General features: G+C 63.8%; 18 protein-coding genes. 10 read left to right on the top strand and 8 right to left on the bottom strand.

Translation table 11 applies throughout. From position 1 onward, the window contains the following. Window positions 1–24: 24 nt before the first annotated feature. A complete protein-coding gene (locus PQR53_RS06620; RefSeq protein WP_408451774.1) occupies window positions 25–1,281 on the bottom strand; it encodes a cupin domain-containing protein in 1,257 nt (418 codons plus the stop codon). A 345-nt stretch (window positions 1,282–1,626) separates the two neighbouring features. Here PQR53_RS06620 and tatA point away from each other — a divergent pair, with 345 nt between their 5' ends. Together tatA and tatB are read left to right on the top strand one after the other, a co-directional pair. Then, window positions 1,627–1,854: a Sec-independent protein translocase subunit TatA gene (gene tatA, locus PQR53_RS06615; protein ID WP_408451773.1), complete on the top strand. Its 228-nt coding sequence runs from the start codon at window positions 1,627–1,629 to the stop codon at window positions 1,852–1,854. Window positions 1,855–1,900: 46 nt separating this feature from the next. Next, complete coding sequence (gene tatB, locus PQR53_RS06610; protein WP_408451772.1) at window positions 1,901–2,497, top strand: Sec-independent protein translocase protein TatB; 597 nt, start codon at window positions 1,901–1,903, stop codon at window positions 2,495–2,497. A 46-nt stretch (window positions 2,498–2,543) separates the two neighbouring features. Here tatB and PQR53_RS06605 read toward each other — a convergent pair whose 3' ends face one another. From PQR53_RS06605 to PQR53_RS06595, 3 genes are read right to left on the bottom strand one after another with little or no spacing between them, the layout of a single operon-like run. Then, entirely contained in the window at window positions 2,544–5,591 is a 3,048-nt protein-coding gene (locus PQR53_RS06605; RefSeq protein WP_408451771.1) for an efflux RND transporter permease subunit, read from the bottom strand. Beyond that, the gene (locus tag PQR53_RS06600; RefSeq protein WP_408451770.1) at window positions 5,588–6,706 is read right to left on the bottom strand and encodes an efflux RND transporter periplasmic adaptor subunit; all 1,119 of its coding nucleotides are present in this window, start codon (window positions 6,704–6,706) and stop codon (window positions 5,588–5,590) included. Before PQR53_RS06600 ends, PQR53_RS06605 begins: the two co-directional genes overlap by 4 nt. Beyond that, window positions 6,696–8,072, bottom strand: coding sequence for a TolC family protein (locus PQR53_RS06595; RefSeq protein WP_408452333.1), 1,377 nt, complete (start codon window positions 8,070–8,072; stop codon window positions 6,696–6,698). The genes PQR53_RS06600 and PQR53_RS06595 overlap by 11 nt, the downstream gene beginning before the upstream one ends. A 281-nt stretch (window positions 8,073–8,353) precedes the next feature. Here PQR53_RS06595 and PQR53_RS06590 point away from each other — a divergent pair, with 281 nt between their 5' ends. From PQR53_RS06590 to PQR53_RS06575, 4 genes are all read left to right on the top strand, one after another. Next, window positions 8,354–9,016 (top strand): response regulator, encoded by a 663-nt coding sequence (locus PQR53_RS06590; RefSeq protein WP_408451769.1) that lies wholly within the window; start codon window positions 8,354–8,356, stop codon window positions 9,014–9,016. Further along, window positions 9,013–10,365, top strand: a complete 1,353-nt coding sequence (locus PQR53_RS06585; RefSeq protein WP_408451768.1) for a sensor histidine kinase — start codon at window positions 9,013–9,015, stop codon at window positions 10,363–10,365. Before PQR53_RS06590 ends, PQR53_RS06585 begins: the two co-directional genes overlap by 4 nt. A 74-nt stretch (window positions 10,366–10,439) precedes the next feature. After that, entirely contained in the window at window positions 10,440–11,117 is a 678-nt protein-coding gene (locus PQR53_RS06580; RefSeq protein WP_408451767.1) for a heavy metal response regulator transcription factor, read from the top strand. Continuing rightward, window positions 11,117–12,667, top strand: a complete 1,551-nt coding sequence (locus PQR53_RS06575) for a heavy metal sensor histidine kinase (RefSeq protein WP_408451766.1) — start codon at window positions 11,117–11,119, stop codon at window positions 12,665–12,667. The genes PQR53_RS06580 and PQR53_RS06575 overlap by 1 nt, the downstream gene beginning before the upstream one ends. Here the strand turns inward: PQR53_RS06575 and PQR53_RS06570 are convergent. The 3 genes from PQR53_RS06570 to PQR53_RS06560 are packed head-to-tail and all read right to left on the bottom strand — an operon-like array spanning window position 12,645 to window position 18,825. Further along, window positions 12,645–14,228, bottom strand: coding sequence for an efflux transporter outer membrane subunit (locus PQR53_RS06570; protein WP_408451765.1), 1,584 nt, complete (start codon window positions 14,226–14,228; stop codon window positions 12,645–12,647). The genes PQR53_RS06575 and PQR53_RS06570 overlap by 23 nt on opposite strands. 27 nt (window positions 14,229–14,255) lie before the next feature. Then, a complete protein-coding gene (locus PQR53_RS06565) occupies window positions 14,256–15,560 on the bottom strand; it encodes an efflux RND transporter periplasmic adaptor subunit (RefSeq protein ID WP_408451764.1) in 1,305 nt (434 codons plus the stop codon). A 19-nt stretch (window positions 15,561–15,579) separates the two neighbouring features. Beyond that, window positions 15,580–18,825, bottom strand: a complete 3,246-nt coding sequence (locus tag PQR53_RS06560) for an efflux RND transporter permease subunit (protein ID WP_408451763.1) — start codon at window positions 18,823–18,825, stop codon at window positions 15,580–15,582. A gap of 273 nt (window positions 18,826–19,098) precedes the next feature. On the opposite strand from PQR53_RS06560, the gene PQR53_RS06555 reads away from it, so the two are divergent. Together PQR53_RS06555 and PQR53_RS06550 are read left to right on the top strand one after the other, a co-directional pair. Next, window positions 19,099–19,386 carry a DUF4148 domain-containing protein gene (locus PQR53_RS06555; protein ID WP_408451762.1) on the top strand — a complete coding sequence of 96 codons (288 nt, stop codon included), beginning with the start codon at window positions 19,099–19,101 and terminating at the stop codon, window positions 19,384–19,386. A gap of 109 nt (window positions 19,387–19,495) precedes the next feature. Next, complete coding sequence (locus PQR53_RS06550) at window positions 19,496–20,398, top strand: LysR substrate-binding domain-containing protein (RefSeq protein WP_408451761.1); 903 nt, start codon at window positions 19,496–19,498, stop codon at window positions 20,396–20,398. 137 nt (window positions 20,399–20,535) lie between these two features. Here the strand turns inward: PQR53_RS06550 and PQR53_RS06545 are convergent, their stop codons facing one another. Next, the gene (locus tag PQR53_RS06545) at window positions 20,536–21,456 is read right to left on the bottom strand and encodes a LysR family transcriptional regulator (RefSeq protein ID WP_408451760.1); all 921 of its coding nucleotides are present in this window, start codon (window positions 21,454–21,456) and stop codon (window positions 20,536–20,538) included. A 177-nt stretch (window positions 21,457–21,633) separates the two neighbouring features. Between PQR53_RS06545 and gbd the strand changes: the two genes are divergently transcribed. Together gbd and PQR53_RS06535 are read left to right on the top strand one after the other, a co-directional pair. Further along, window positions 21,634–22,773 (top strand): 4-hydroxybutyrate dehydrogenase, encoded by a 1,140-nt coding sequence (gene gbd / locus PQR53_RS06540; protein WP_408451759.1) that lies wholly within the window; start codon window positions 21,634–21,636, stop codon window positions 22,771–22,773. A gap of 50 nt (window positions 22,774–22,823) precedes the next feature. After that, window positions 22,824–24,404 (top strand): aldehyde dehydrogenase (NADP(+)), encoded by a 1,581-nt coding sequence (locus tag PQR53_RS06535; RefSeq protein WP_408451758.1) that lies wholly within the window; start codon window positions 22,824–22,826, stop codon window positions 24,402–24,404. Window positions 24,405–24,416 lie beyond the last annotated feature (12 nt).

Raw genomic sequence — 24,416 nt, 5'->3', positions numbered from 1 at the left:
CGGTTACTGCAGGACTGTGTTTGCTTACGCGATGACGTCGCGACGGTCTTTCAGCTTGTGGATGACGTCGAGCGTGGCGTCGTCGACACGCAGGTGTTCACGCACCAGTTGCCGGGGCGTGTTCGCCAGCCACTGCGCCAGCGTCACTTCGGAGAAGTGGTCCGACTTGAATATCTCCAGGAAGACCAGATCGGTGTTGCCGGTATTCTTGATGTAGTGGCCCAGATTCTTCTCGACGTAGCCGATGTCACCTGGGTTGAAGTCGACCGTCTGAGCGGCCGGCCCCGTGTTGAACACCGTCATGCGGCCCGTACCCTGAATGAAGTACTGCCATTCGTCCGCGTCCGGGTGCCAGTGCATCTCGCGCAAGCCGCCCGGACGGAGCGTCACCATCGCGGCTGCGACTGTCTTCGAAACCGGGAAGTTGCTGCTGTCGACGATACGGACCTCACCGCCCGGCTGGGACAGCGTCGGCGCCATCGAGCCCATGCGGAAGATGAACGGATGGTCCGGGCGGCCCGCCGGCGATGCTGCGTAAGCCTGGTCGGCCGCAAGCGGGCCTGCCTTCGCACCCTGGTAGATCCACAGTTGATCGAGCGGGATTTCCTTGAACTTCTCGGCCGGCACGCCGAAGTTCTGGGCGAGGATGTCGGGCGGCGTGTGCGCCAACCAGTCGGACACCATCAGCGTGTTGAATTCGCCGGCCGCACCGTTGTCGAACGCGAGCACGAATTCGCCGCCGTTGCTACCCAGGCCTTGCAACGAGTGAGGCAAACCGGGCGGGAAATACCAGATGTCCCCGGCTTGTACATCCGCCACTTCCGCGCGGCCTTTGGTGTCGATCGTCGTGATACGAACGTCGCCGCTGACCATGATGGCCCACTCAGCCTGCTGGTGCCAATGTAGTTCGCGCACGCCGCCCGGTCCGAGACGCATATTCACGCCCGCGATGTCCTTCGATATCGGGAACGCCTTGGTGGTCACTTCGCGAGCCCAGCCGCCAGCCTGGATACGCTTGTGCGCCTCATTGAAGGAGGCCCATGGAATCGACATCCCGCCGACGTCCGTCGGCGGCGGATTGTTGAACGACGGCAGAACGTCGCGCAGTTGCGGATTCTGCGGGCCCGGCTCGGAATTCGCAGCGGGTGTCGAATTGATACTGCCTTGCAATGGCCGGTCCGGGTTGCCGAATTCAGCCGCTCTGGCCGCAGCCGATGCGCCGAGAGCCACGGCTCCAGCTGCTGCTCCGGCGAGTACGCTGCGACGTTTCAGGTCAGTCATGTTTGATTCCTCATCAGTAATCCTCTAGAACAATTACCCGTGGTCAGGGTGAACTCCTGTACGACGCAGGTGTGGACTGGAGCCGGCGTGACTGATGTTGCCGCTAGTAGCCGCTAGTTGCCGCTAAACGTCGCTCAACGTGGACGCCTCACTGCAGCATCGGGACATCGCCATGCGCTCCGTGCCGCAAATACTAAAAACGTGTGGCCAAAATGAACAATCAAGATTTTTTTCATGAAACTATAAGAACGTTTGATACATGCTCCATGCAAATGCCATTAGGATCAGTGCACGACCCTGGAAGAGGTTGCCGTTCAGTTCATTACATATGAAAGGAGTTTGATCATGGGTAGCCTTAGCATTACGCACTGGCTGATCGTTCTGGCAATCGTTGCGCTAGTTTTCGGAACGAAGAAGATCCGCAATCTCGGCTCGGACCTGGGCGGAGCGATCAAGGATTTCAAGGAAGGCATGCAGGAAATCGAACCGGTTGCAGCCGACGCCGGCGCGAAGGCGGCGCCAGCGGCCGCGCACATCGAGGTACAGGGTCCGCGCGCCAGTTCGCAGCAATGACCCATGCACGTAGTTGAATTCGCAACAATCTGGAGGGACGGCTGCCATGTTTGACGTCGACATTTCGAAACTGGCCGTCATCGGCACGGTTGCGCTGGTCGTGCTCGGTCCGGAGCGACTTCCCCGTGTCGCGCGCACCGCGGGCACACTGCTGGGGCGCGCCCAACGTTATCTGAACAGCGTGCGGGCGGAAGTGGATCAGCAGATCCGGATCGACGAACTGCGCAAGGTGAAGGACGGTATCGAGCGGGCAGTGACCGATGTGCAGGGCACGGTCGACCGTACCGTGCGCCAGCATGTGGGTGAACTGCAAGCCGACGTCGATGCGGCGGCGGTAAGCTTGAGAGAAGCGTTGCCAGTTACCTACCTGACCTCCGTCCATGAAGGCACCGGCAATGTGCAGGCGGATCTATTCAAGATTCGACCCGCGCAATTGCCGATGTTGGGGCAGTCCAATGCGTCGATTCACTCCTCTCAGCCGGATGCTGTTTCGTCGCTGGTATCCGCATTTTCCGCGCAGCAAACGCGGGCGAGGTGGCGCGGTTCGGTATCGGGCAGCCGAAGCGCCGCCGTCAAGCGCACCCGCGTTGTTTCGATGGCCGCCAGCAAGGCGTTGGGACGCAATTGCGGGCGCCTCGTGTGAAGGTCGGGTGGGAATGCCGGTATCACTAACGGTATCGGCCGACGCCTTAAACGGTTCGCCTCATCAGCAGTTTGAGCAGCACAGGCAACAGTAAGAGCACTAACGGCAACTGCACGATCAACCCGGAAATGATGGCGACAGCAAGCGGCTGCTGCATCGCCGACCCTTGCCCAAGCGCAAAAGCCAATGGCAACAAAGCCAGAATTGCAGCAATCGTCGTCATGGCAATCGGCCGCAGGCGATTGCGCCCAGCCGCGAGCAAAGCCTCTGCAAATGGCACACCCTCATCCGTGATGAGTCCCTGCAACTCGGACACGTAAAAAATTGCCACCTCGGTCACGATGCCGATGATCATCGTCATCCCCATCATCGCGGAGATGTTCAACTCGATCCCGGTGATCCACAAACCGATGAAGACCGCGCCGGCCGCGAGCAACGGCATCGCCATCACTGCCAGGGCAACCCGAAAGCGCTCGTAGAGAAACAGCAGCAGCCCGAACACGAGCGCAATCGCGGCGCCGAACACGGTCAATAGTCCCTTGAACGCAATCTGCTGCTGCTGATACAAGCCGCCCAATTCGTAATACACGCCGGTAGGCAACAGGCTCCTGTCGCTCATGGTCTTCTGCACGTCGGCAATCGTCGATCCCAGATCGCGGCCGTCGATGCGTGCCGTCACGGCCACCATTCGCTTGAGATTGTCACGGCTGATTTCGGGCTGGCCGGTTACCGTCATCTGGTCGGCGACACGGTTCAGTGCGAATAGATGCCCGTCCGGCGCGCGAATCTGCAACTGCCCCAGTTGCGTATCGGTCAGTTTCGCGGCGCCCGCGACCCGCACCCGGACGCCCACCGTTTTCGGGCCGCTCTGGAATTGCGTCGCCACGTTGCCTTCCACCATGTCGGTGACGGCTTGTGCAATCGACTGGGGGTCCATGCCTTCGGCGGCCGCGGCTTCGGGGCGGATGTGCAGTTCGAGTGCATCGCCGGCGGGATTGATGCCATCGTTGACATCCACCACGCCCTGAATCTTGCCGATCTGCGCGGCGACTCTGCGCGCGGTGGTGTCGAGGGTGTTCTGGTCGTCGGAATAGATCTTGATCTGCACCGGTTGCGGCACCGCGGTGAGGTCGCCGATCAGGTCCTCCATCAGTTGGGCGAGCTCGATGCTCACGCCCGGTACCTGCGTCTCGATCTTCGAGCGGATTTCTTCCATCACCGTTTCGATCGGCTCGCGGCCGCTCGACTTCAGCCGGATGAAGAAGTCGCCCTTGTTGGGCTCGTTGAGGTCGCCGCCGAGCCCTGCGCCGGTACGGCGCGAATAGGTCGCGACGTTCGGATTCGCGCGAATGATGCTCTCGATCTGCTTCATCAGCCGGTCGGTTTCGGTCACGGAAGTGCCGGGCTCCGTATGGTAGTCGAGCACGAAACCGCCTTCGTCCATGCTCGGCATAAAGCCGCTGCCCACCCTCGTGAAGGCGAACGCCGCCACCAGGATCAGCGGCACGAGGCCGAGCAGCACGAGAATCGGCCGCGCCGTGACACGCTCGACGAGATACGCGTAGCGGCGATTCATCCACGCGGCGAAGCGGGTGTCCTTGTGTTCCTCGGCGTCTTTCGGTTTCAGCCAGCGGTCGCAGAGAATCGGCACGGCGAGCCACGTAACGAGAAACGAAATGAACAACGCGCTCGCCATGGTGACCGACAGCGCCTTGAAAAATGCGCCCGTCACGCCCGACAGGAACGCGAGCGGCACGAAGATGATCAGCGTCGCCGCCGACGACCCCGCGAGCGGTCGCGTGAATTCGAGCGCGGCGGCCATCACGCGGCCGTGAAACGCGTGTGCGCCGCCTTCTCGCATGCGTCGCACGATGTGTTCGATCATCACGATGGCATCGTCGATCACGAGGCCGACCGCGGCTGCCATGCCACCGAGCGTCATGATATTGAAGCCCATGCCGAACACGTCGAGCAGCAGAATCGTCGCCGCCATCACGACAGGCACCAGCGCGACGGCGATCGCGGTGATCTTCCAGTTGCGCAGAAAAGCAAACAGCGTCAGCGCGGCCAGCACCACGCCGATCATGATCGCGTCGCGCACGCTGGTCGCCGAAGCGATGACCAGTTCGCTCTGGTCGTACCAGTTCGACAGATGCACCCCTGCCGGCATCTGCTGCTGGAAGTCGGCGAGCTTTGCGCGAATCGCTTTGGCCATCGCCACGCTGTTCGCGCCCGGTTGCTGATAGACGTTGAGCAGCACGGCGTCCTGGCCGTCGGCGGTGACGCGCATCCATTGCGGCACGATGCCCTGACGGACCGTGGCGATATCGCCGAGACGGATCTGCGTCGCGCCGCTGGCGGACACCACGACGTTGCGCAGTTCGTTCAGCTGCGTGATCGTGGTGTTGGCGATCACGAGGTACAGCTTGTCGTGATCCTCGATGCGGCCGTTCGCCATCAGCACGTTGCTCGCGCCGATCGCTTTCGAGACATCCGCGAGCGAGAGCTTATAGGCGGCGAGCCGTTGTGGGTCGATCGCGACTTCGAACTCGTCCTGGTCGCCCCCCGTCACGTCGACGCGCGCCACGCCTTCCACCGAGGAAAGCAGCGGCCGCATCTGGAATTGCGCGAGATCGTGCAGTGCCGCTAGCGACTGCTGTTTCGACGTGAGGCTATAGGCGAGCACCGGAAACACGGTTGGGTCCATGCGCCGCACCTGCATCGAAGTACCTTGCGGCAGCGTCGCGAGAATCTCGCTGATCGCCGACTGCGCCTGCAAGGTGGCTTGCGCCATGTCGGTGCCCCAGTCGAAATTGAGTGAGATTTCCGCGGCGCCGCGGCTCGTTTTCGACTCGACGTCGCGCACATTCGGCACGCGCCGCAAGGCTTCTTCGACGGGCATCGTCACGAGCGTGGCCATTTGCTCGGCAGGGCGGTCGCCCGCGTCGAGCGACACGACCGCGCGCGGAAATGCGACGTTCGGGAACAGCGAGATCGGCAAGCGCAACGCGGTCAGTGTGCCCGCCATCGCCAGCAAGGCGATCACGAACAGCAGCGAGCGCCGGTGCTTCTGCATCCATTGACCGAAATTCATCGCGGCGCGCCTCCGCCAGTTTGCACCGCCATGCCGTCCTTCAACTCGTAGTTGCCGGTGACCACGAGACCTTGTGCGCCGTCGAGCGGTCCATCCACACCGTAGCGGTCGCCGTTTTCAACCTGCGTAATGACCGCCACGCGACGTGCCTTGTTGTGCGGTGTGATCTGAAACACATAGGCGCCCTTGTCGTCCTTCAGCACCGCTGAACGGGGCACCACCCAATGCGTGCCGCTGCGTGTCGCGATATCGGCGGCCACGCGCGTGCCCGGAATGAACGCGCTCTGTCCGAGCGGCACATTCGCGCCCACATTCACCAATTGGCTTTGCTGGTCGACGGCAGCACCGACCAGCACCACATGACCCTGCGCCGCGGCCTTCGCGAGCGAGGCGGACAGACCGTGCAGCGTGACGGTGTCGCCGGGATGGATCGCGGCGGCGTCCGACGGTTCGACGCCGAGCATCACGTTCGCGCGGGCATCGCGGCCGCTGCCGCTGGCCAGTTGCAAGATCGCGGCGCCCGGCTGCACCTGATCGCCCTGGGCCGCCGACACCTGCAGCACCACGCCGTCGAGCGGCGCGACGATGGTTTTGTTGCCGCGCGTCACGCCTTCCACGTTCTGGGCGGCAAGCGCCTGCCGGGCGTCCTCGACGGCTTTCCTAGCGGTCGCGAGTTGCGACTGGGTGGCGAGCCCTTTGTCGTACAGCGACTGGGTGCGTGCCAGTTCGCCTTGCGCGAGCGTCACCGCGCTTTGCGTCTGGGTCGCCGCGAGCACGGCTGCGGGATCGGCCTGCACGACGAAGAGAGGCGTGCCGCGCGTCACGCTTTGGCCCGCCTGCACACGCATCTGCACGATACGGGCGACATACGGCAGATTGACGGTGGAGAGGTTCGACGCGGACGCCGCGACGATACCGTAGGCCCGCACCGGCTGCGCAATGACGGCGCGCTGCGCGCGTACGGTTTGTACGGATACGACGATCGTGGCGGCGGCATCGTCCGCGGCGGGCGCGCCGGCGGCAGGGACGGCGGTGCTCATCAGCGTGGCACAGGCAAGGCCGAGCGCCAGCGAGACGACGCGCGGCCGCCGCGCGGGAAAGGGGCTATTTCGCATGAGTGTCGGCGTAGGTCTGAGCGGAAGAGAAGGCGTCGGGTATCGCGCTGCCGAGCAGCGCCTGCAAGCCGACCCGTTGTTCGGCGAGCGACTCGCGCAGCGTCGCGATGTCGATGCGTCTGGTGAGCGAAGCGCTTTGCGCGTCGGTGTAAGCGCCGAGCGTGAGGTTGTGTTCCGCGTAGGCGGCGGCCGCGTGTTGCGCGGCGACATCGACGTCAGGCAGCGCCGCTTCGGTCTGATGCAATTGCCGCGTGAGAATCGTGTTGTCCGCGCGTAGATGAGCGACGTCCGCGTAAGCCTGGTTCAGACGTGACTGGTACTCGTCGCGCAGGCGCTGGCGGGTCGCCTTTTCAATCGCAACGTTGCCCTGATTGCGGTTGAAGATCGGCAGGCTCAGGTTGATCTGGAAGCCGCTGGTATAGATGTTCGAGGTATCGCGCGCGCGCACGAAGCCCACGGACAGACTCGGGAACTGGCTGAGAATCGCCGCGCGGTATTTCTGCTCCTGCGCTTCGTAGCCCGCCTGCAAGGCGATCAGGTCGGGGCGTCGTCGCGCGAGATGGCTCAGCGCGGCGTCGAGGGTGGCGTCGGACAGCTCGCCGGGCTCGTCGCTGCTGCCGCCTGGCGCTGCGGCTTGCAGTTGTACCTCGAGCGCGGGCGAAAGCCCCAGCAGCGCATTCAGATCGTGATGCGTCTGTTCGGCGGCGCGTTCGGCGTCGGTGTATTGCTTGCGCGCGTCGCTATACGACGTGAGCGCGGCGCTCAAGATATCGTCGGTCAGGTTGCCGTCGCGGCGTGCCTCGGCCATCCGCTCGTAGCGAGTGCGCGCGAGGTCGCGTTGCTGTTGCAGCAGGGGCAAGGTGTCCTGCTGGAAGCGTGTCTTGATGAACAACTGCCGCGCCTGCGCGACGATCTGCCATTCCTGCCAGAGCAGGCCGAGATCCGTTCTGGCGACGCTCGCGTCGGCGGACTGCCGGTTCGCGCTGCGCAGAACGATCGCCATCACGTCCATGCTCAAGCCATAATTGAACGCACGGGTGGTGCCGATGGCGCCAGGATAGTCGCTCGAGACGCTCAATTGCGGGTCGGGCAGCAAACCGGCTGAATAGGCCTGGGCGCGCGCGATGCCGAGGTCGTCGCGCGCGAGCTTGAGCTCGGGATTGTTGGCGACCGCGAGCATCGCGACCTCGTCGATGTCGAGTCCGTCGGACGGATCGAAGCGATGCGCGGCCAGTTCGGGCAGCGGCATGGTCGACGCATCGATGCTCACGCGTTCGAGCGAACGGGCGGAGGTCGACGTATCGCCTGGCGCGAGCGGCTCGCGGTGATACCACGTGCAGCCGGCCAGCAGCAGCGCGCAGACCATCGGCACGAGCGCGCGCCGCCTTATCGCCGGAGGGGCCGCTACAGCGGCGTGGAAAACGGGCAAAATCCGGCTCCTGAATGGAAAGAACGCGGCAGCCGCGAAGGGGATGCCGCACAACAGGAACCGATTCTGCGGATGGCATGCTTAGGAAACGCTTAACTACCGCTTCAGCGTCCCTTAATCGTCCCTTCAGCCGCGCATTAGCGTGTCGTCAGGCGCGCCTAAGGAAGCGTTAAGCTGGCAAGCCGGACAATGCGGGCAAACTGCAGAGAGGAGACGCCATGCGTCTGTTATTGGTCGAAGACGACGAGATGATCGCGGAGACCGTGCTGGGCGCGATGCGCCGTTCGGGCTACGCCATCGACTGGGCCGAGGACGGCCGCGCCGCGGAATTGTCGCTGGGCAACGGCGTCTACGATCTCGTGCTACTCGATCTGGGCCTGCCGAAGAAAGACGGCATCGGCGTGCTCAATGCCTATCGCAAGAACGGCGGCACCGCTCCAGTGCTCATCCTGACCGCCCGCGACGCCGTGGATGAGCGGATCCGCGGCCTCGACGCGGGCGCCGACGACTACCTGATCAAACCCTTCGATCTCGACGAACTGGCCGCGCGCGTGCGCGCCTTAGCGCGGCGGCGCACCGGCCAGAAGCAGCCGGTCTACGCGCACGGCGAACTCACGCTCGACCCCGCGGCCCACGAGGTCACCAAAGACGGTGAGCCGCTGCCGCTCGTGCCGCGCGAGTTCGCGCTGTTGCAGGCGCTGATCGAAGAACCCACGCGCGTCTTCACCAAGGCGGAACTCGAAGAGAAACTGTACGGCTGGGGCGAGGAGGTCGGCAGCAACACCATCGAAGTGCACGTGCACAGCCTGCGGCGCAAGATCGGCGCGGAGCAGGTGGTGACCGTGCGCGGGGTGGGCTACCGTCTGAAGAGGTGCGGATGACGTCGATTCGCCGCTGGCTGCTGGGCTGGTTGATTTTTGGCCTGGCGGCGGCCTCGATGGTTGCCGCGTACGGGATCTTCCACACGGCGCGTGGAGAAGCGAGCGAACTGTTCGACTATGAATTGCGCACGGTCGCACTCTCGTTGCCGTCGAATCTCACGAGTGCCGGCGACGGCGAACATCATGGCCCCGACTTCGGCGATCTGGCCGACGACCGTATCGTCATCGACATCTGGGACCGTTCGGGCCGGCTCGTCTATCACTCGATGCAGGCGCCGCTGTTGTCGCGCCTGCCGGCCGGTTTCAATACGGTGGAGCGCGGTGAATTTCACTGGCGCACGTTTGGGCTGCAACAGCCCGAACGCTATATCCAGGTCGCGCAGCCGGTGTCGGTGCGCGAGGACCTCGCGTTGCGACTGGCGCTGCATACGCTGTGGCCGCTCGGCCTGCTGGTGCCGGTGACGATCGTCCTGGTGCTGCTGGTGGTGGCGCGCGGCCTGGCGCCGATCGGCGGCCTGTCTCGCGCACTCTCGACACGCTCGATCGATTCGCTGGAGCCGTTGCGGCTGGACGGCGCTGTGCCGGTCGAAATCAGGCCGCTGGTGGAAGCGCTCAACGATCTGCTGCAGCGCCTCGGCATGGCGTCGCAGGCGCAGCGCACGTTTATCGCCGATGCCGCGCACGAGTTGCGTTCACCGCTCGCGGCACTGAAGCTGCAATTGCAGGCGGCTTCGCGCGACGGTTCGTTGAAGGGCGAAGGCCAGACGCTGGAGCGCGTCGAGGGGCGCGTGAACCGGATCATTCACCTGGTGCAGCAGTTGTTGACACTGGCGCGAGAAGACGCGCATCCAGTGACGTCGATGGTGCCGACGAGTTTGCGGCGGATCGGCGAACAGGTGGTGGGAGATTTTTCCTTGCTCGCGGAGACGAGAGAGATCGATCTCGGGCTCGTGTGCGAAGAGCCGCGCGGCGCTTCCGATGCGTACACGGTGCTCGCCGAGCCGCATGGGATGAGTGTCCTGGTGAGCAACCTGGTTAGCAATGCGATTCGCCATACGCCTCGCGGCGGCCGGGTCGACGTGATCCTGCGGCGCGTCGGCGAGCGCGTGGGGTTCGACGTGGTGGATAGCGGGGCCGGGATTCCGGAGGCCGAGATCGAACGGGTTTTCGACCGGTTCTATCGTGGGGAAAACGCGCTGGGCGAAGGGAGCGGCCTCGGGCTTGCCATTGTTTCGCGGATTGCCGAGCGGCATCAACTTGGGCTTTCGCTGCGCAACAATGCCGACCCGCCTGGCCTGCGGGTTTCGGTTTTTGGCCTTGCTACGCATGAGATTGGGGTTCAGGCCTGACATTACCGGATCGTAATCACGACGCATCCCGCTTGCCGGTATGATTTAGAGATCAATGCAACGTGGAGCGTCAAATGCGAATCCTGGTGATCGAGGACGAGCTGAAAACAGCGGCCTACCTGAGAAAAGGTCTGGAGGAATCCGGCTACGCGGTCGACGTCGCCAACGACGGCCCGCAAGGCCTGATCCTCGCGCAGGAAGAAGAGTACGACGTGATCGTGCTCGACGTGATGCTGCCTGGCATGGACGGCTGGACCATCGTCAAGACGCTGCGCAGCACGCGGACCACCCCCGTGCTGTTCCTCACCGCCCGCGACGACGTCGACGATCGCGTCCGCGGTCTGGAACTCGGCGCGGACGACTATCTGGTCAAGCCCTTTGCGTTCGTGGAATTGCTGGCGCGCGTGCGAACGCTGGCGCGTCGCGGGCCGCCGCGCGAAAGCGAACTGATCAAGGTCGGCGATCTGGAAATGGACGTCAATCGCCGGCGCGTCAAGCGCGCCGGTCAGCGGATCGATCTCACGCCGCGCGAGTTCTCGCTGCTGCAACTGCTCGCGCGCCGTCAGGGCGAAGTGCTGAGCCGCACGCAGATCGCCTCCTACGTGTGGGACATGAACTTCGATAGCGACACCAACGTCGTTGAAGTGGCGATTCGCCGGCTGCGCACCAAGATCGACGACAACTTCCCCGTCAAGCTGATTCATACCGTGCGCGGCGTCGGCTATGTGCTCGAAGTGAAGGACGCGGGGTGATGCGCGGCCGCTCGCTGGCCGCCACGCTGGCCATTGCCTTCGGCGTCACCACGCTGGCGGTTTTCGTGCTGGTCGGCAGTTATCTTTACCTGGCGCTCGAACGGCAGATCAAGGCACAGGACAACCTCGATATCGTGCTCGCCGCTCGCCATGCGCGCCGTCTCGCTCAGGAGCTGGATAGCGCGCCGGGCATTCGCGAGCACAGCGAGCGTCTCACCAGCATCGTGCTCGGCAATGAAGCGATGTCGATGGAGGTCTTTGGCCCGGACGGCAACCAGCTGATCGAACACAACGCCGCGGGGACCTTCGCGGCGCCACGCATGGCAAGTGAGGCAGGTGTAACGAGCGGCGCGAGTGATACCAGTGGGACCGGCGCAGCAAGCGCAACAAGTGCAACAGGCGGCACAAGCCCGACAAGCGGCGCCCTGATCATCGCCGCGCTGCCGCCGCTCAAACGCATTCCGGCTTCGGCACGCATTACCGAAGCGGATATCGGCGAGTGGTCGGGCCGCAATGGCGCGCCGATCCGCGGCATCCTGACAGACATACGGTTACGCAACGGCGAAACGGCCAGCGTACTGGTGGCGCGCAACATGAGCGACCGCTGGCTTTTGCTGGACCGTTACCGTGACGAACTCAACCTGGCCGGTGTGGCCGGTGTCCTGCTTGCAATCGTGCTGAGCTATGTGCTGATCCGCGCCGCGCTGCGGCCGCTGCGCGATATCGCGGCGAGCGCGAGCCTCGTGACGGTTAACCGCTTGCACACGCGCATCGAGGTCGCGCGTGTGCCGAGCGAACTCAAGGCGCTGGTGAGCGCATTGAATGCGATGTTCGAGCGCGTCGAACTGGGCTTTCAGCGTTTGTCGCGTTTTACCGCCGACCTCGCTCACGACATGCGTACCCCGCTGAGCAATATGCGGGGCGCGGCGGAAGTCGCGCTCGCCCGGCCGCGCTCCGCCGACGAATACGAAGCGCTTCTCGCGTCAAACCTGGAGGAGTGCGATCGCCTGTCGCGGATGATCGAAAACGTCCTGTTTCTGGCTCGCGCTGAACATCCGCAGTTCGTCAAACATATGCGCGAGTTCGGCGCCGCTCTGGAGTTGACGCACATCGCCGACTACTTCGAAGGCATTGCCGAAGAAGCGCATGTCACAGTGCGTGTGAGCGGCGCGGCGTCCCTGACCGCGGACCTCGAACTGTTCCGCCGCGCTGTCAGCAACCTGCTCGCCAACGCGATCCGCTATACACCGCGCGGCGGCGAGATCGTGCTCGACGCCGGCGCATCCGCCGGCGACGTGCGCATCACCGTGTCGAACCCGGGGCAGCCGATCGCGGCCGAGCATCTCGAGCGGATCTTCGACCGTTTCTACCGGATCGATCCGTCGCGCAGCACGTTGCCTTCCGCGGAGTTGTCGCAAGCCTCCACGGGATCGACGGGACTGGGTCTTGCGATCGTGCGCACCATCATGGAATTGCATGGCGGATCCGTGCGCGCGGAAAGCGACGGGCACGGCACGCGCTTCATTCTCACGTTCCGGCGGACTGCGTAGCAGACTGCGCTTCGGATTCGGACTGCACCGCGGGCCGCATTGCCCGCTTGTCTGCAGCCAGGTCGATACCGGCTTCAGCGCCGGGCTTCGCGGCAACCGCCGAAGCACCCGCATCAGCCGCCGTTGAACTCGCGCCGGCGTCATGCCACGTGCCCCCCAACGCCTTCAGCAACAACACGCTCGACGTCAGGCGGCGCGCGGCAATCTGATCCGCGGTGCGCTCGTTCGTCAATGCGATCGTCTGCGCGGTCACCACGTCGAGATAGCTGACCGCGCCTGCATTGAAACGATTGGTCGTGAGGCGCAGCGACAGATCGGCGGCGCTGGTTGCGCGCTGCTGGCTGGCGGCTTCGTCGGCGAGCGAATTCAGCGCGGAGAGGTTGTCCTCGACCTGCTGAAACGCCACCAGCACCGACTGCCGGTAATCGGCGACCGTGCCGTCGTATTGCGCGCTCGCGCCGTGCAGTGTGGCGCTGCGCTGGCCGCCGTCGAACAGCGTGCCGACGAGTTGCGACCCGAGCGACCAGAACAGGCTCGGCGCGCTCAGCCATGGCGCGAAGAAGCTGCTTTCCAGCCCCGCACTCGCCGACAACATCAGATCGGGGAAGAACGCCGCGTGCGCCACACCGATCTGCGCATTCGCCGCCGCCACGCGCCGTTCGGCAGCGGCGATATCGGGCCGCCGTTCGAGCAGTTGCGAGGGCACGCCGACCGGAATGGCCGGCGGCGCCACTGCCGAGCCGTTCGGCGGCAGGGCAAAGGTCGAAGCCGGTTCGCCGATCAGGGTCGCGATCGCATGCTGCATCTGCGCGCGGGTCACGTCGATGTCGGTGTCCTGCGTGCGGGTCGCTTCGAGCTGCGTGGTGGCCTGAGCGACCGCGGAGGCATCGATCGCGCCGTTCTTCAACTGCTGCTGGAGCAGATTCAATGCATCGGCGTACGCATGCACGCTGTCGTCGAGCAGCTTCTTCTGCGTATCCAGCGAGCGCAGCGCGAAATAGTCGACAGCGAGATCGGCGCTCATCGACAGACGCACCGCTTCGAGGTCCGCCGCGCTAGCGTCGGCATTGGCTTGCGCACCCGCGACGCTGTCGCGCACACGGCCGAACAGATCGGGCTCCCAGCTTGCCGACACGCCCGCCGAATAGTCGGGGATGGTCTTGCCCGCGAGCGAGCGTCCCACGATGTTCTGCGAGGTCCGAAAGCGCTCCTGAGCGGCGCCGGCGGTGATGGTCGGGAAGAACCCCGCGTGCTGATAGTCGACCATCGAGCGCGCCTGCTGGACCTGCGCGACGGCCTTGCGGACGCTCTGATTCGAGACGTCGACGCGCGCTTCGAGCTGGTCGAGCACGGGATCGCCGAAGATCGTCCACCAGGGCCCGCGCGTCGCGGCGTCGGCGGGCGCCGCCTGCGCCCAGCCGGGGGTGGCGCCCGCGAAATGCGAGGGCACCTCGGCAGTGGGCCGCTGGTAAGCGGGGAGCGTCGAGCAGGCGGCAAGCGTGCCGACAAGCGCCACGACCAGCGTGCGCCGCAGCAACGGGCAAGTAGAAGTAAAAGGCATGGCAAACATCCTTACGATGACGGGCGCTCAGTTATGCGTGGCCGGTGCGATCTGGACGGCTTGTCCCGCAGTCAGCGAATCGCCCGGGTTGTCGATCACGCGATCCGTGGCCGCCAGCCCCGTGGTGATTTCCACATGGGTGCCGAAATCGCGGCCGAGGTGCACGGTCTTCAGCGCCACCTTGCCGTTGCCGTCGACCACCGCGACCGTCACGCCGTTCGGGCGAAACAGCAGTGCGCTGACCGGCAAATCGAGCGCGGGCGTCGACGATTGCAACGCCAGATGCACCTGTACATAGGCGCCCGGCATCAACGCACCGTCCTGGTTGTCGACGTCCACCTCGACGCGCAACGTGCGGCTCGCCGGATCGATCGAGCCGGTGCTGCGCGTCACCCGTCCGGCTATGTGACGGCCGGGAAACTGCTGGGCGCTCAGATAGACGCTGGTGTCCGGCGTGACATACGGCGCGTCGTTCTGCGGGACGTCGACGAAGACCCGCAGCACACCGGTCTGCTGAATATGAAACAGCTCACCCGACATGCCGGCGGTACCGGGCGTGCCGCCCGCCGTCACCAGCGCGCCGATATCGACGTGGCGGGCGGTGATCACGCCGTCGAACGGCGCGGTGATTTTTTCGTACGAGACCAGTTCGGCGAGATGCGCGACATTCGCCTGCGCGGACGCCAGCATCGCGCGGCGCGCTTCCATGTCGCTCGTTTTCGTGTCGGCGTCCTGCTGCGCGACCGACTGCGTTTTCAGCATGTCCTGCCAGCGTTGCGCGGTCGTCTTCGCGTAGTCGTAGTTGGCCTGCGCAGTGCTTTCGTCGGCGCGGGCCTGGCGCAGTTGCGCGTCGAGGTCGGGGGCGTCGATCGTCGCGAGCGTCTGGCCGCTTTTGACCTGGGCGCCGATATCGCTCGTCCAGTGCGCCAGATAGCCGCTGGTGCGCGCATAGATCGATGCTTCCGCGAACGGCGTGACCGCGCCGGGCAACAGCAACTCGTTCGAGGACGGCGCGGCGCGCGGCATGACCACCGATACGCTGAGCGCGCTTTGCGCCTGGGTCTGTTGCGTCAGTGCGGCGTTCGCGGAGACACGCGGCAGGATGCCGGCGAGCAGCAAGGCGGCCGCAAGGCCGCTCAGGGCGAGTGGCCACAGGCGTCGGCGCGGTGTCGATCTCGCGGCGGCGGCGGGCGATTGCGCTGCGCTTTGAGCGGCGTTTCTCGCGGCATTTCCTGTGGCATTTTCCACCGCATTTTCCACATTATGGTCAGCACGGTTCGCGGACTGCCCGGCGCGATCGTCGAGCTCGGGCGGAAGAGATGAATCGTTCATGGGGAGGCTCTCGTCGGAATCAATGGGTGCGGGCGGCAAGGTCGGCTTCCTGCGTGCTCTGCCGGGCGGCGCGGCGTTTGTCCAGCCACGCATGCACCATCCCGTAGAGGACCGGCACGAACAGCAGCGTGGAGACCGTGCCGAGTGCGAGCCCGCCGATCACCGCGCGGCCGAGCGGTGCGTTCTGTTCACCGCCGTCGCCAAGGCCGAGCGCCATGGGCAGCATGCCGATCAGCATGGCCAACGCGGTCATCAACACGGGGCGGAAGCGGCTGAAGCCTGCTTCCAGCGCCGCCTGCAGGGGCGGCTTGCCGCCGTGGTGCAATTCGCGCGCGGTGTTGATCACGAGAATGCTGTTGGCCGTGGCAATGCCGATACACAGAATCGTGCCGGTGAGCGCCGGCACGCTCAGCCGGGTCCCCGTGCTGAACAGCATCCACGCGATGCCCGCGAGCGAGCCCGGCAAGCCGCTGATCGTGATGAACGGGTCGAGCCACGACTGGAAATTGATGACCATCAGCAGATAGACGAGAGCGATCGCGAACACCATGCCGCTGGCGAGGCCGGCGAACGAGTCGTGCATCGCCTGCACCTGGCCGCGTACGACGATCGATGCGCCCGGCGGCAATTGCGGCCGGATCTGGTCGACCAGACGGTTCACGTCGGCCGCCACGCCGCCGAGGTCGCGGCCTTGCGCCGAGGCGAAAATGTCGAGCACGGGTTGCACGTTGTAGTGCGAGACGACGGCTTGCTGAGTGCCGCGCGACAGTGTGCCGAGCGCACCGAGCAGGTTCTGCGGGGCAGCGCCGGCGCCATTGGCAAAAGCGGCTGCGGTACTTGCAGCGGAAGCCGCGCTGCCGCTTTGCGCCACGGGAATATTGGCCAGCGCCTGCAGCGAGTCGATGTCGTACTGCGGCATCATCGCCATCAGCGGATAGCTGACGCCGTTCTTCGGATCGAGCCAGAAATTCGGCGTGGTCTGCGAACTGCCGGACAGCGCGATCAGCAGATTCTGCGCCACGTCGCGTTGCTGCAAGCCCGCCTGGATCGCTCGTGTGCGGTCCACATTGACGTTGATCGCCGGCTCGTCGCCCGGCTGCTGGATCCGCGCGTCGACGAGGCCGCGCACGCCGCGCAGTTGCGCGAGCAGGCGGTTCGCCACCACGCGGTTGGCATCGAGCTTGTTGCCGACGATCTGGATATCGATCGGTGCGGGCAGGCCGAAATTCAGAATCTGGCTGACGATGTCGGCCGGCAGGAAGGCGAAGCTCACGCCCGGGAAATCCTTGGCGAGCGTCGTGCGCAGGGTCGCGACATAGGCCGCGGTCGGCTTGTGTTTGGGCGCGAGCGTGATCATCACGTCGGCGTCTTCGGGGCCGATCGGGTCCGATGAATCGTAGGTCAGGTTGATGCCGCTCACCGGCACGCCGATGTTGTCGAGCATCGCGGACAGCTCCTGTTTGGGAATCACACTACGCACGCGGGCTTCGACCTGATCGGTGAGGCTCGCGGTATCTTCGATCCGTGTGCCGGTAGGGGCGCGCAGATGCAAGCGGATTTCGCCGGTGTCGACGGCGGGGAAGAAATCGCGTCCGGCAAATGGCACGAGCGCGAGCGAGCCGACGCACAGCAGCAGGAAGATCGCGACGAAGCGGCGTGGACTTGCGATCGCCGCGCTGAGCACGCCGCGGTAGCGTTCGCGCAGCAATTCAAAACGGTGCTCGAAGCCGGCCTGAAAACGCACGAGTTGCGCGATCGGACCGTTGCCCGTCACCGGCACATTGCTACGCGCGCGCATCAGATACAGCGCGAGCGTCGGGATCAACGTGCGCGAGAAGAAATACGAGGCGATCATCGCGAACACCACCGCTTCGGCGAGCGGCACGAACAGATAGCGCGCGACACCGGAAAGCAGGAACATCGGCACGAACACGATGCAGATCGACAGCGTCGACACGAAGGTCGGCACGGCGATTTCTCCCGAACCGTTCAGGATCGCGTCAAACAGCGGCTCGCCGTTCTCCAGGTGATGCGTGATGTTTTCGATCGCGACGGTGGCGTCGTCGACGAGAATGCCCACGGCGAGCGCGAGGCCGCCGAGCGTCATGATGTTGATGGTCTGGCCGAGCGCGGCCAGCGCGATCAGCGACGTCAGCACCGCGAGCGGAATCGACACCGCGATGATCAGCGTGGCGCGCCAACTGCCGAGGAACAACAGAATCATCAACGCGGTCAGGCAGGCGGCGATCAGCGCTTCGCGCGCGACGCCGAGCACCGCGGATTTGACGAACACCGACTGGTCGGCCAGCGCCGTGATGTGCAGCGCGCTCGGCAAACCGGCCGCGATATGCGGCAGCATCGCCTTGACCTGCTGGATGATCGTCAGCGTCGACGTGCTGCCGGATTTTTCGATGGTCAGGAGCGCGGCGCGCTTGCCGTCGCTACGCACGATATTGGTTTGCGGCGCATAACCGTCGCGCACATGGGCCACATCGCGCACATACACCACGCCGCCGGCCACCGTCTTGATCGGCAGATTGTTGAGTGCGGCGACCGTGTCCGTGCTGCCGTTCATCTGCACGTTGTATTCCTTCGTGCCGATCTTGGCCGTGCCGCCCGGCAGGATCAGATTCTGCGCGTTCACGGCGTTGACCACGTCGAGCGGCGCGAGACCTTTTGCCTGCAATGCGCGCGGATTGATATCGACCATGATCTGGCGGACCTTGCCGCCGAACGGCAGGGGCACGGCAGCGCCTTGCACGGTTGCCAGTTGCGTGCGGATCTGGCTGTTGCCGAGGTCGTAGAGCTGCTGTTCGGACAAGGTGTCGCTGGAGAGTCCCAATTGCAGGATCGGCACCGTCGACGCGTTGTACGTGATGATGTTCGGCGGCAGCGTGCCGGGCGGCAGCACCCGCAGGATCGACGCGGAATTGGACGCGGCCTCGGCGATCGCGCGATTGATGTCCGCACCCTGATGGAAAAAGATCTTCACCACCGACACGCCGTTCAGCGATTGCGACTCGATGTGCTCGATATCGTCGACGTCGGAAGTCAGCGCGCGTTCGTAATTCGACGTGATGCGGTTCGCCATGTCCTGGGCGGAGAAGCCGTTATAGCTCCAGACGATGCTGACCACCGGAATGTCGATGTTCGGAAAGATATCAGTCGGCGTGCGAAGTATCGCCAGCGGGCCGACGATAAAGATCAGCACGGCGAGGACCACGAATGTGTAGGGCCGGCGCAGCGCAAGCTTGACGATCCACATGACGGTTTCCTGAAAAGAGGCAGATGGAAGCGCCCGTCTTTTCAATGCAACGGACGGCGCATGGCATGCGCTTCATGAGTCAGGAGTGTGATGGCCGGGGGCTTACCGGCTGCGGTCCGGTAAATTACAAGTCTGTTATCTGGTGCTTTATTGCCGCTTGCGCGCGGATAACAGAACGGTAATCCGCGGGTCAGTGCGCCGACAGGTGAAATGACAACAATGGGAAGCGTGGTTCAGGCCATTCATTGTTTGCACACCATCGGAGAGATCATCATGAAACTGCTTACCGCTATTGCCGTTACCGCCCTCAGCCTGTCATTCGGCACCGCCGCATTCGCGCAATCCAATCCGTCAGGACTGACGCATGCGGAGGTCATGGCGCAACTGAAACAGGCCCAGGCCGAAGGACTGATCCCGACTAACAACAGTGACTATCCGCCGTCGGCGGCCACGATCGCCCACAATCGCGAGATCTACGCGATCCAGCACCACCTCGACGGGTCAGGGGCGATGAAAACCGCGAGCACGCCGGCCGCTCACACGGACTCGATGTCGGATTGAGGTGGGGTTTGTTACGTGCGCAGCACGCGTTGTGGTTTGAGTTGCAACGCCCTTTACTTTTGACTAAAGGCCAGTCTATAAAGGGAAACGTTTTGACTTGAAATCAAAAATGAAAACCACCCTGGATGAGTTGCAGGCCTTCGTGACGGTCGTCGACACGGGATCCATCACGGCGGCCGCGCAGCAGCTCGATCTGGCCATTTCGGCGGTGAGCCGCACGTTGGGAAGGCTCGAGGACAAGCTCAAAACCACGCTGTTGCGTCGAACCACCCGCCGTCTGGAATTGACGGAAGAAGGGCGGGCGTTTCTGCAGGACGCACGGGCGATCATCGCCTCGGTGGAAGGGGCGGAGGAACAGATGGCCGCGCGTCGCGAGCGGCCGTCGGGACGCTTACGCGTCGACGCGGCCACGCCGTTCATGCTGCACGTGATCGTGCCGCTCGTGCAGGGCTACCGGGAACGCTACCCGCACGTGGAGCTGGAGTTCAATAGCAATGAAGGGATCATCGACCTGCTGGAGCGGCGCACCGACGTGGCCATCCGGATCGGCCGGTTGAAGGATTCGACGTTGCATGGCAAGCCCATTGGCAGCAGCCGTCTGCGTATCCTCGCAAGCCCGGACTATCTGAAATCGCACGGCCTGCCCAAACGGGTCGACGAACTGGCGAAGCGTTCGCTGCTGGGATTCAATCAGCCCGAATCGCTCAACATCTGGCCCATACTCGGTCCGGATAACGAACCTTATCGCATCGCGCCCACTATCTCGTCATCGAGCGGCGAGACGCTGCGGCAGCTTGCGCTGGCGGGCGCCGGCATCGTGTGCCTGTCTGACTTCATGACCGCGCGGGATCGTCGCGAAGGCACGCTTGTACAGCTTTTTCCGCGTCAGACGCAGGACGTCCGGCAGCCGATCAACGCCGTCTACTATCGCAATACGGCGATTTCGTCGCGGATTGGATCCTTCGTCGACTATCTGATCGACGCGGTTCGCGGGACGGAAATCGAGCGTTGAGGTGTGCAGCCGGATTGACGTCGCCGTGAAGGTCAGCGAGATCTGGTATGAGCTGATGAAGAAAGACGAAGCCCCGGTGAGTCTCAGCGACGAGCCCTGAGTTCGCGCAAGTGCCAGGCAGCTCCTAAGCCGTCACGTCAATGGCCCATGATTTCTTCGATCAGGTGGCGCGCGCCTGGTGTGAGCGGCGCGCCCTTACGCGTCACGAGTTCATACGGCTCACTGCGTGAAGACAATCGAAGCGGCAGAATTCGCGTGATGCCGTGACGCGTAAAGAACTGTGCAACGTCGATCGAGACCAGCGCGACGAAAGTCGGATTGCTTTGCAGCAACGAGAGGGTCGCGAACGCGGAAGTCGTCTCGAGCAGGTGCAGAGGAAATCTGATCTCCGCCTCGCGGAATTCGCGTTCGAGCAGCATGCGCATGGGCATATTGGCCCGATAAACGACCCACCTGAAGTCGGCCAGATCTTTAAGTGCGAGTTCCTTTTCGCCGCACCTGGGATGATGCACGTTGGCGATGACCGCCAGGGTCTCGTCCTGAACCTTGGTGCTTTCGTACAGATAGGGGGTCTGACTGATCGTGGTCCGGCACACAGCCAGATCGAGGCGCCCCGCGTCGATGAGATTGAGGAGCGTCGCGCTGGTGTCCTCGACGATCTCGACGGACATTTCGGGGTGTTTGGCTATCAAGGCACTGATCGCTTCGGTCAGTCGTGGAACCGCGCCCATGATCACGCCCACCGCAACTCTGCCGCCGTGCCCACGCATGATCCCGACGATCTCTTCGCGCAGGTGGGCGAGATCGGTATGGATCAGCCGGGCATAGCGGATCACACAGTTACCGACCGCATTCGGCTCGAGTCCACGATTCGTGCGATTGAAAAGCGGCGTGCCGAAGGTGGTTTCGATTTCCTGCAACGCCTTGCTGGCGCCGGGTTGGGTCAGTGCCACCTGTTTGGCGGCATTGAGGAGCGAGCCCTGGTCGCCAAGCGCAATGAGCAGCCGCAGCTGCTTGAGATGGAGCCGGGAGACGATGGAATTAAGCGAAGGTGTCATTCAGGGTTGAGGAAAAGTTATAGCGGTATCAAATGTTCTCAGTTTGTCAGATACGGTCTGCTGCTTATACTGCGTCATAAAGTCCTTATTTATGAAGAAGGCGCGCTAACGTAAACCCGCGGCGCATCCGGGGCAAGACGCTGAGGGACGTCCTTACTATAACTGCAGGTCATTGCCATGTCGCTTATCAATTACGTCACTCAGATTCAGTTCGAGTTTGGCGCGATTCGCCTGTTGAAAAGCGAGTGCGAACGAATTGGCATGCGCCGCCCCTTGATCGTGACCGACCAGGGCATCCGGCATGCCGGAATTGTCGAGCGCGTGCTGGACGCGCTGGGCAGTGGTCCGAATGTTCCTGTCTACGACCGTACGCCGCCCAATCCCAATGAAGGCGCCGTGCGTGACGCGGTGGAGGAATTCCGAAAGCATGACTGCGACGGCATCATCGCCGTCGGCGGCGGTTCGTCGATCGATCTCGCGAAAGGTGTCGCCGTTTGTGCGACGCATAGCGGCCCACTGCAAAGCTTCGCCGTGATCGAAGGCGGGGCGGCGCGCATCACGTCGGCCACCGCCCCAGTCATCGCGATTCCGACTACGGCGGGCACCGGCAGCGAGGTGGGCAGGGGCGCGATTCTGATTCTGGACGACGGCCGCAAAGTGGGCGTCATCTCGCCGTTCGTCGTGCCGAAGTCGGCGATCTGCGACCCGGAACTGACGATGAAACTGCCGCCCGCGCTGACCGCGGCCACCGGCATGGACGCGATCGCTCACTGCCTCGAAACGTTCATGTCGCCGGTATTCAATCCCGCGGCCGACGGCATCGCGCTCGATGGTTTATGGCGTGCGTGGCGTCACATCGAGCGTGCCACTGCGCACCCGGACGACCGCGTGGCGCGGCTGAACATGATGAGCGCCTCGATGGAGGGCGCGCTGGCGTTCCAGAAGGGCCTGGGTTGCGTACACAGCCTGAGCCATGCGTTGGGCGGCATCGATCCCCGGCTGCACCACGGCACGCTGAACGCGATTTTCCTGCCGGCAGTGATCGAATTTAATCGTGAGGCGCCGAGCATGGTTGAAGAGGGGAAACTCGCGCGCATTGCGCAGGCAATAGGTCTGGATAATCCGGCGGAGATCGGCTCGTCGGTCAAAGCCCTCACCGGCCGCCTGGGATTGCCGACCGGCCTCGCAGAGGTGGGCGTGACGCGCGAGATGTTCCCCAACATCATCAAGGGCGCACTGCAGGACCATAGCCACAAGACCAATCCGCGTATCGCATCCGTGAATGACTATCAAATGATGCTCGAGGCGTCGCTGTAGGACGTGTTCGGATTGTGATCGCGCATACAAAACCTGATGGAGATTTTTCAATGCAAATTACTGGCGAGATGCTGATAGGTGCGCGTGCGGTTCGTGGCAGCGCGGCGATATTGCGCGCTTTCGATCCTGCTCGCGGAATCGAAATTGAACCGGCGTTCGGCGGCGGTGACCGTGCTGATGTCGAGCGGGCCTGCAGTCTTGCGGGCAAGGCGTTCGACGCCTACCGGAACGTTGCGCTGGCGGCGCGGGCGAAGTTTCTCGAGGCCATTGCGGACAATATCGTCGAGATCGGCGACGCGCTGATCGAACGTGCTCATGTTGAAACCGGACTGCCCAAGGCCCGGATCGAAGGCGAGCGCGGCCGGACCGTCGGCCAGTTGAGACTCTTTGCCGCGCTCGTGCGGGAGGGGCGTTGGCTCAGCGCGACGCTCGACTCGCCGTTGCCGGAGCGCAAGCCGCTGCCTCGCCCGGATCTTCGTCTGCAGAAGATTCCAGTGGGACCGGTCGCGGTATTTGGCGCAAGCAACTTCCCGCTGGCCTTTTCGGTGGCGGGCGGCGATACGGTCTCGGCGCTCGCGGCAGGGTGTCCGGTGGTCGTCAAGGCCCACGGTGCGCACCTCGGTACGTCGGAACTCGTTGGACGGGCGATTCAGCGTGCGGCCAGCGACAACGGACTCCCCGAAGGCGTGTTTTCGCTGCTGTTCGGCGGCGGCAACGAAATCGGCGAGGCGCTCGTTGCGCATCCGGCGATCAAGGCTGTCGGCTTCACCGGATCGCGACGTGGCGGGTTGGCACTGGTCGATATCGCGTCGAAGCGTCGCGAGCCCATTCCCGTGTTCGCCGAGATGAGCAGCATCAATCCTTTCTTCGTGCTGCCGGGCGCACTCGAGAAACGTTCAGATGCGATGGCGAGCGCACTGGCTGATTCGATCGCACTCGGCGTCGGCCAGTTCTGCACGAATCCGGGCCTCGTGATTCTGCTCGACAGTCCATCGGCGCGTGGATTCGTCGAATCGTTGTCAGCGGCGCTGGCGAAGAAGGAAGAACAGACCATGCTCACGCCGGGCATTGCGGCCGCCTATCGATCCGCGATCGAGCGGCGCAGCGGAGCAAGCGGTGTTCAGGACCTGGCGCAAGGTGTCGAGACCGGCGTCTCGTGCCCGGCGCGTCCCGTGTTGTTCGCGACTACTGCCGCCGGTTTCCTCAAAAGCGCTGAGCTTGAGGAAGAGATCTTTGGACCGACGTCACTCGTTATTACGTGCGCGGATGTTGACGAAATGATCGAGGTTGCGGAGCACCTCGAAGGACAGTTGACGGCGACCTTGCAACTCGAACCACAGGACTACGACCTGGCGCGCCGGCTTTTGCCTACGCTTGAAAGGAAGGCGGGGCGGATTCTCGCCAATGGGTTCCCCACGGGTGTCGAGGTATCCCACGCGATGGTCCATGGCGGTCCGTTTCCAGCGACCTCCGATTCGCGCAGCACGTCGGTTGGAACGAGTGCAATCGAGCGCTTTCTGCGGCCGGTCTGCTACCAGGATCTGCCGGCAGCGCTTCTTCCAGAACCGCTCCATGACGACAACGCGCTTGGACTCTGGAGGTTGCGAGACGGCGAGTTCAAGCGCGCGTAGTCATGAAGGACA

It is taken from the genome of Paraburkholderia fungorum, assembly GCF_046027605.1.
In the GTDB taxonomy this organism is placed as follows: Bacteria; Pseudomonadota; Gammaproteobacteria; order Burkholderiales; family Burkholderiaceae; genus Paraburkholderia; species Paraburkholderia fungorum_F.
This window is presented reverse-complemented; position numbering and strand designations above follow the sequence as displayed.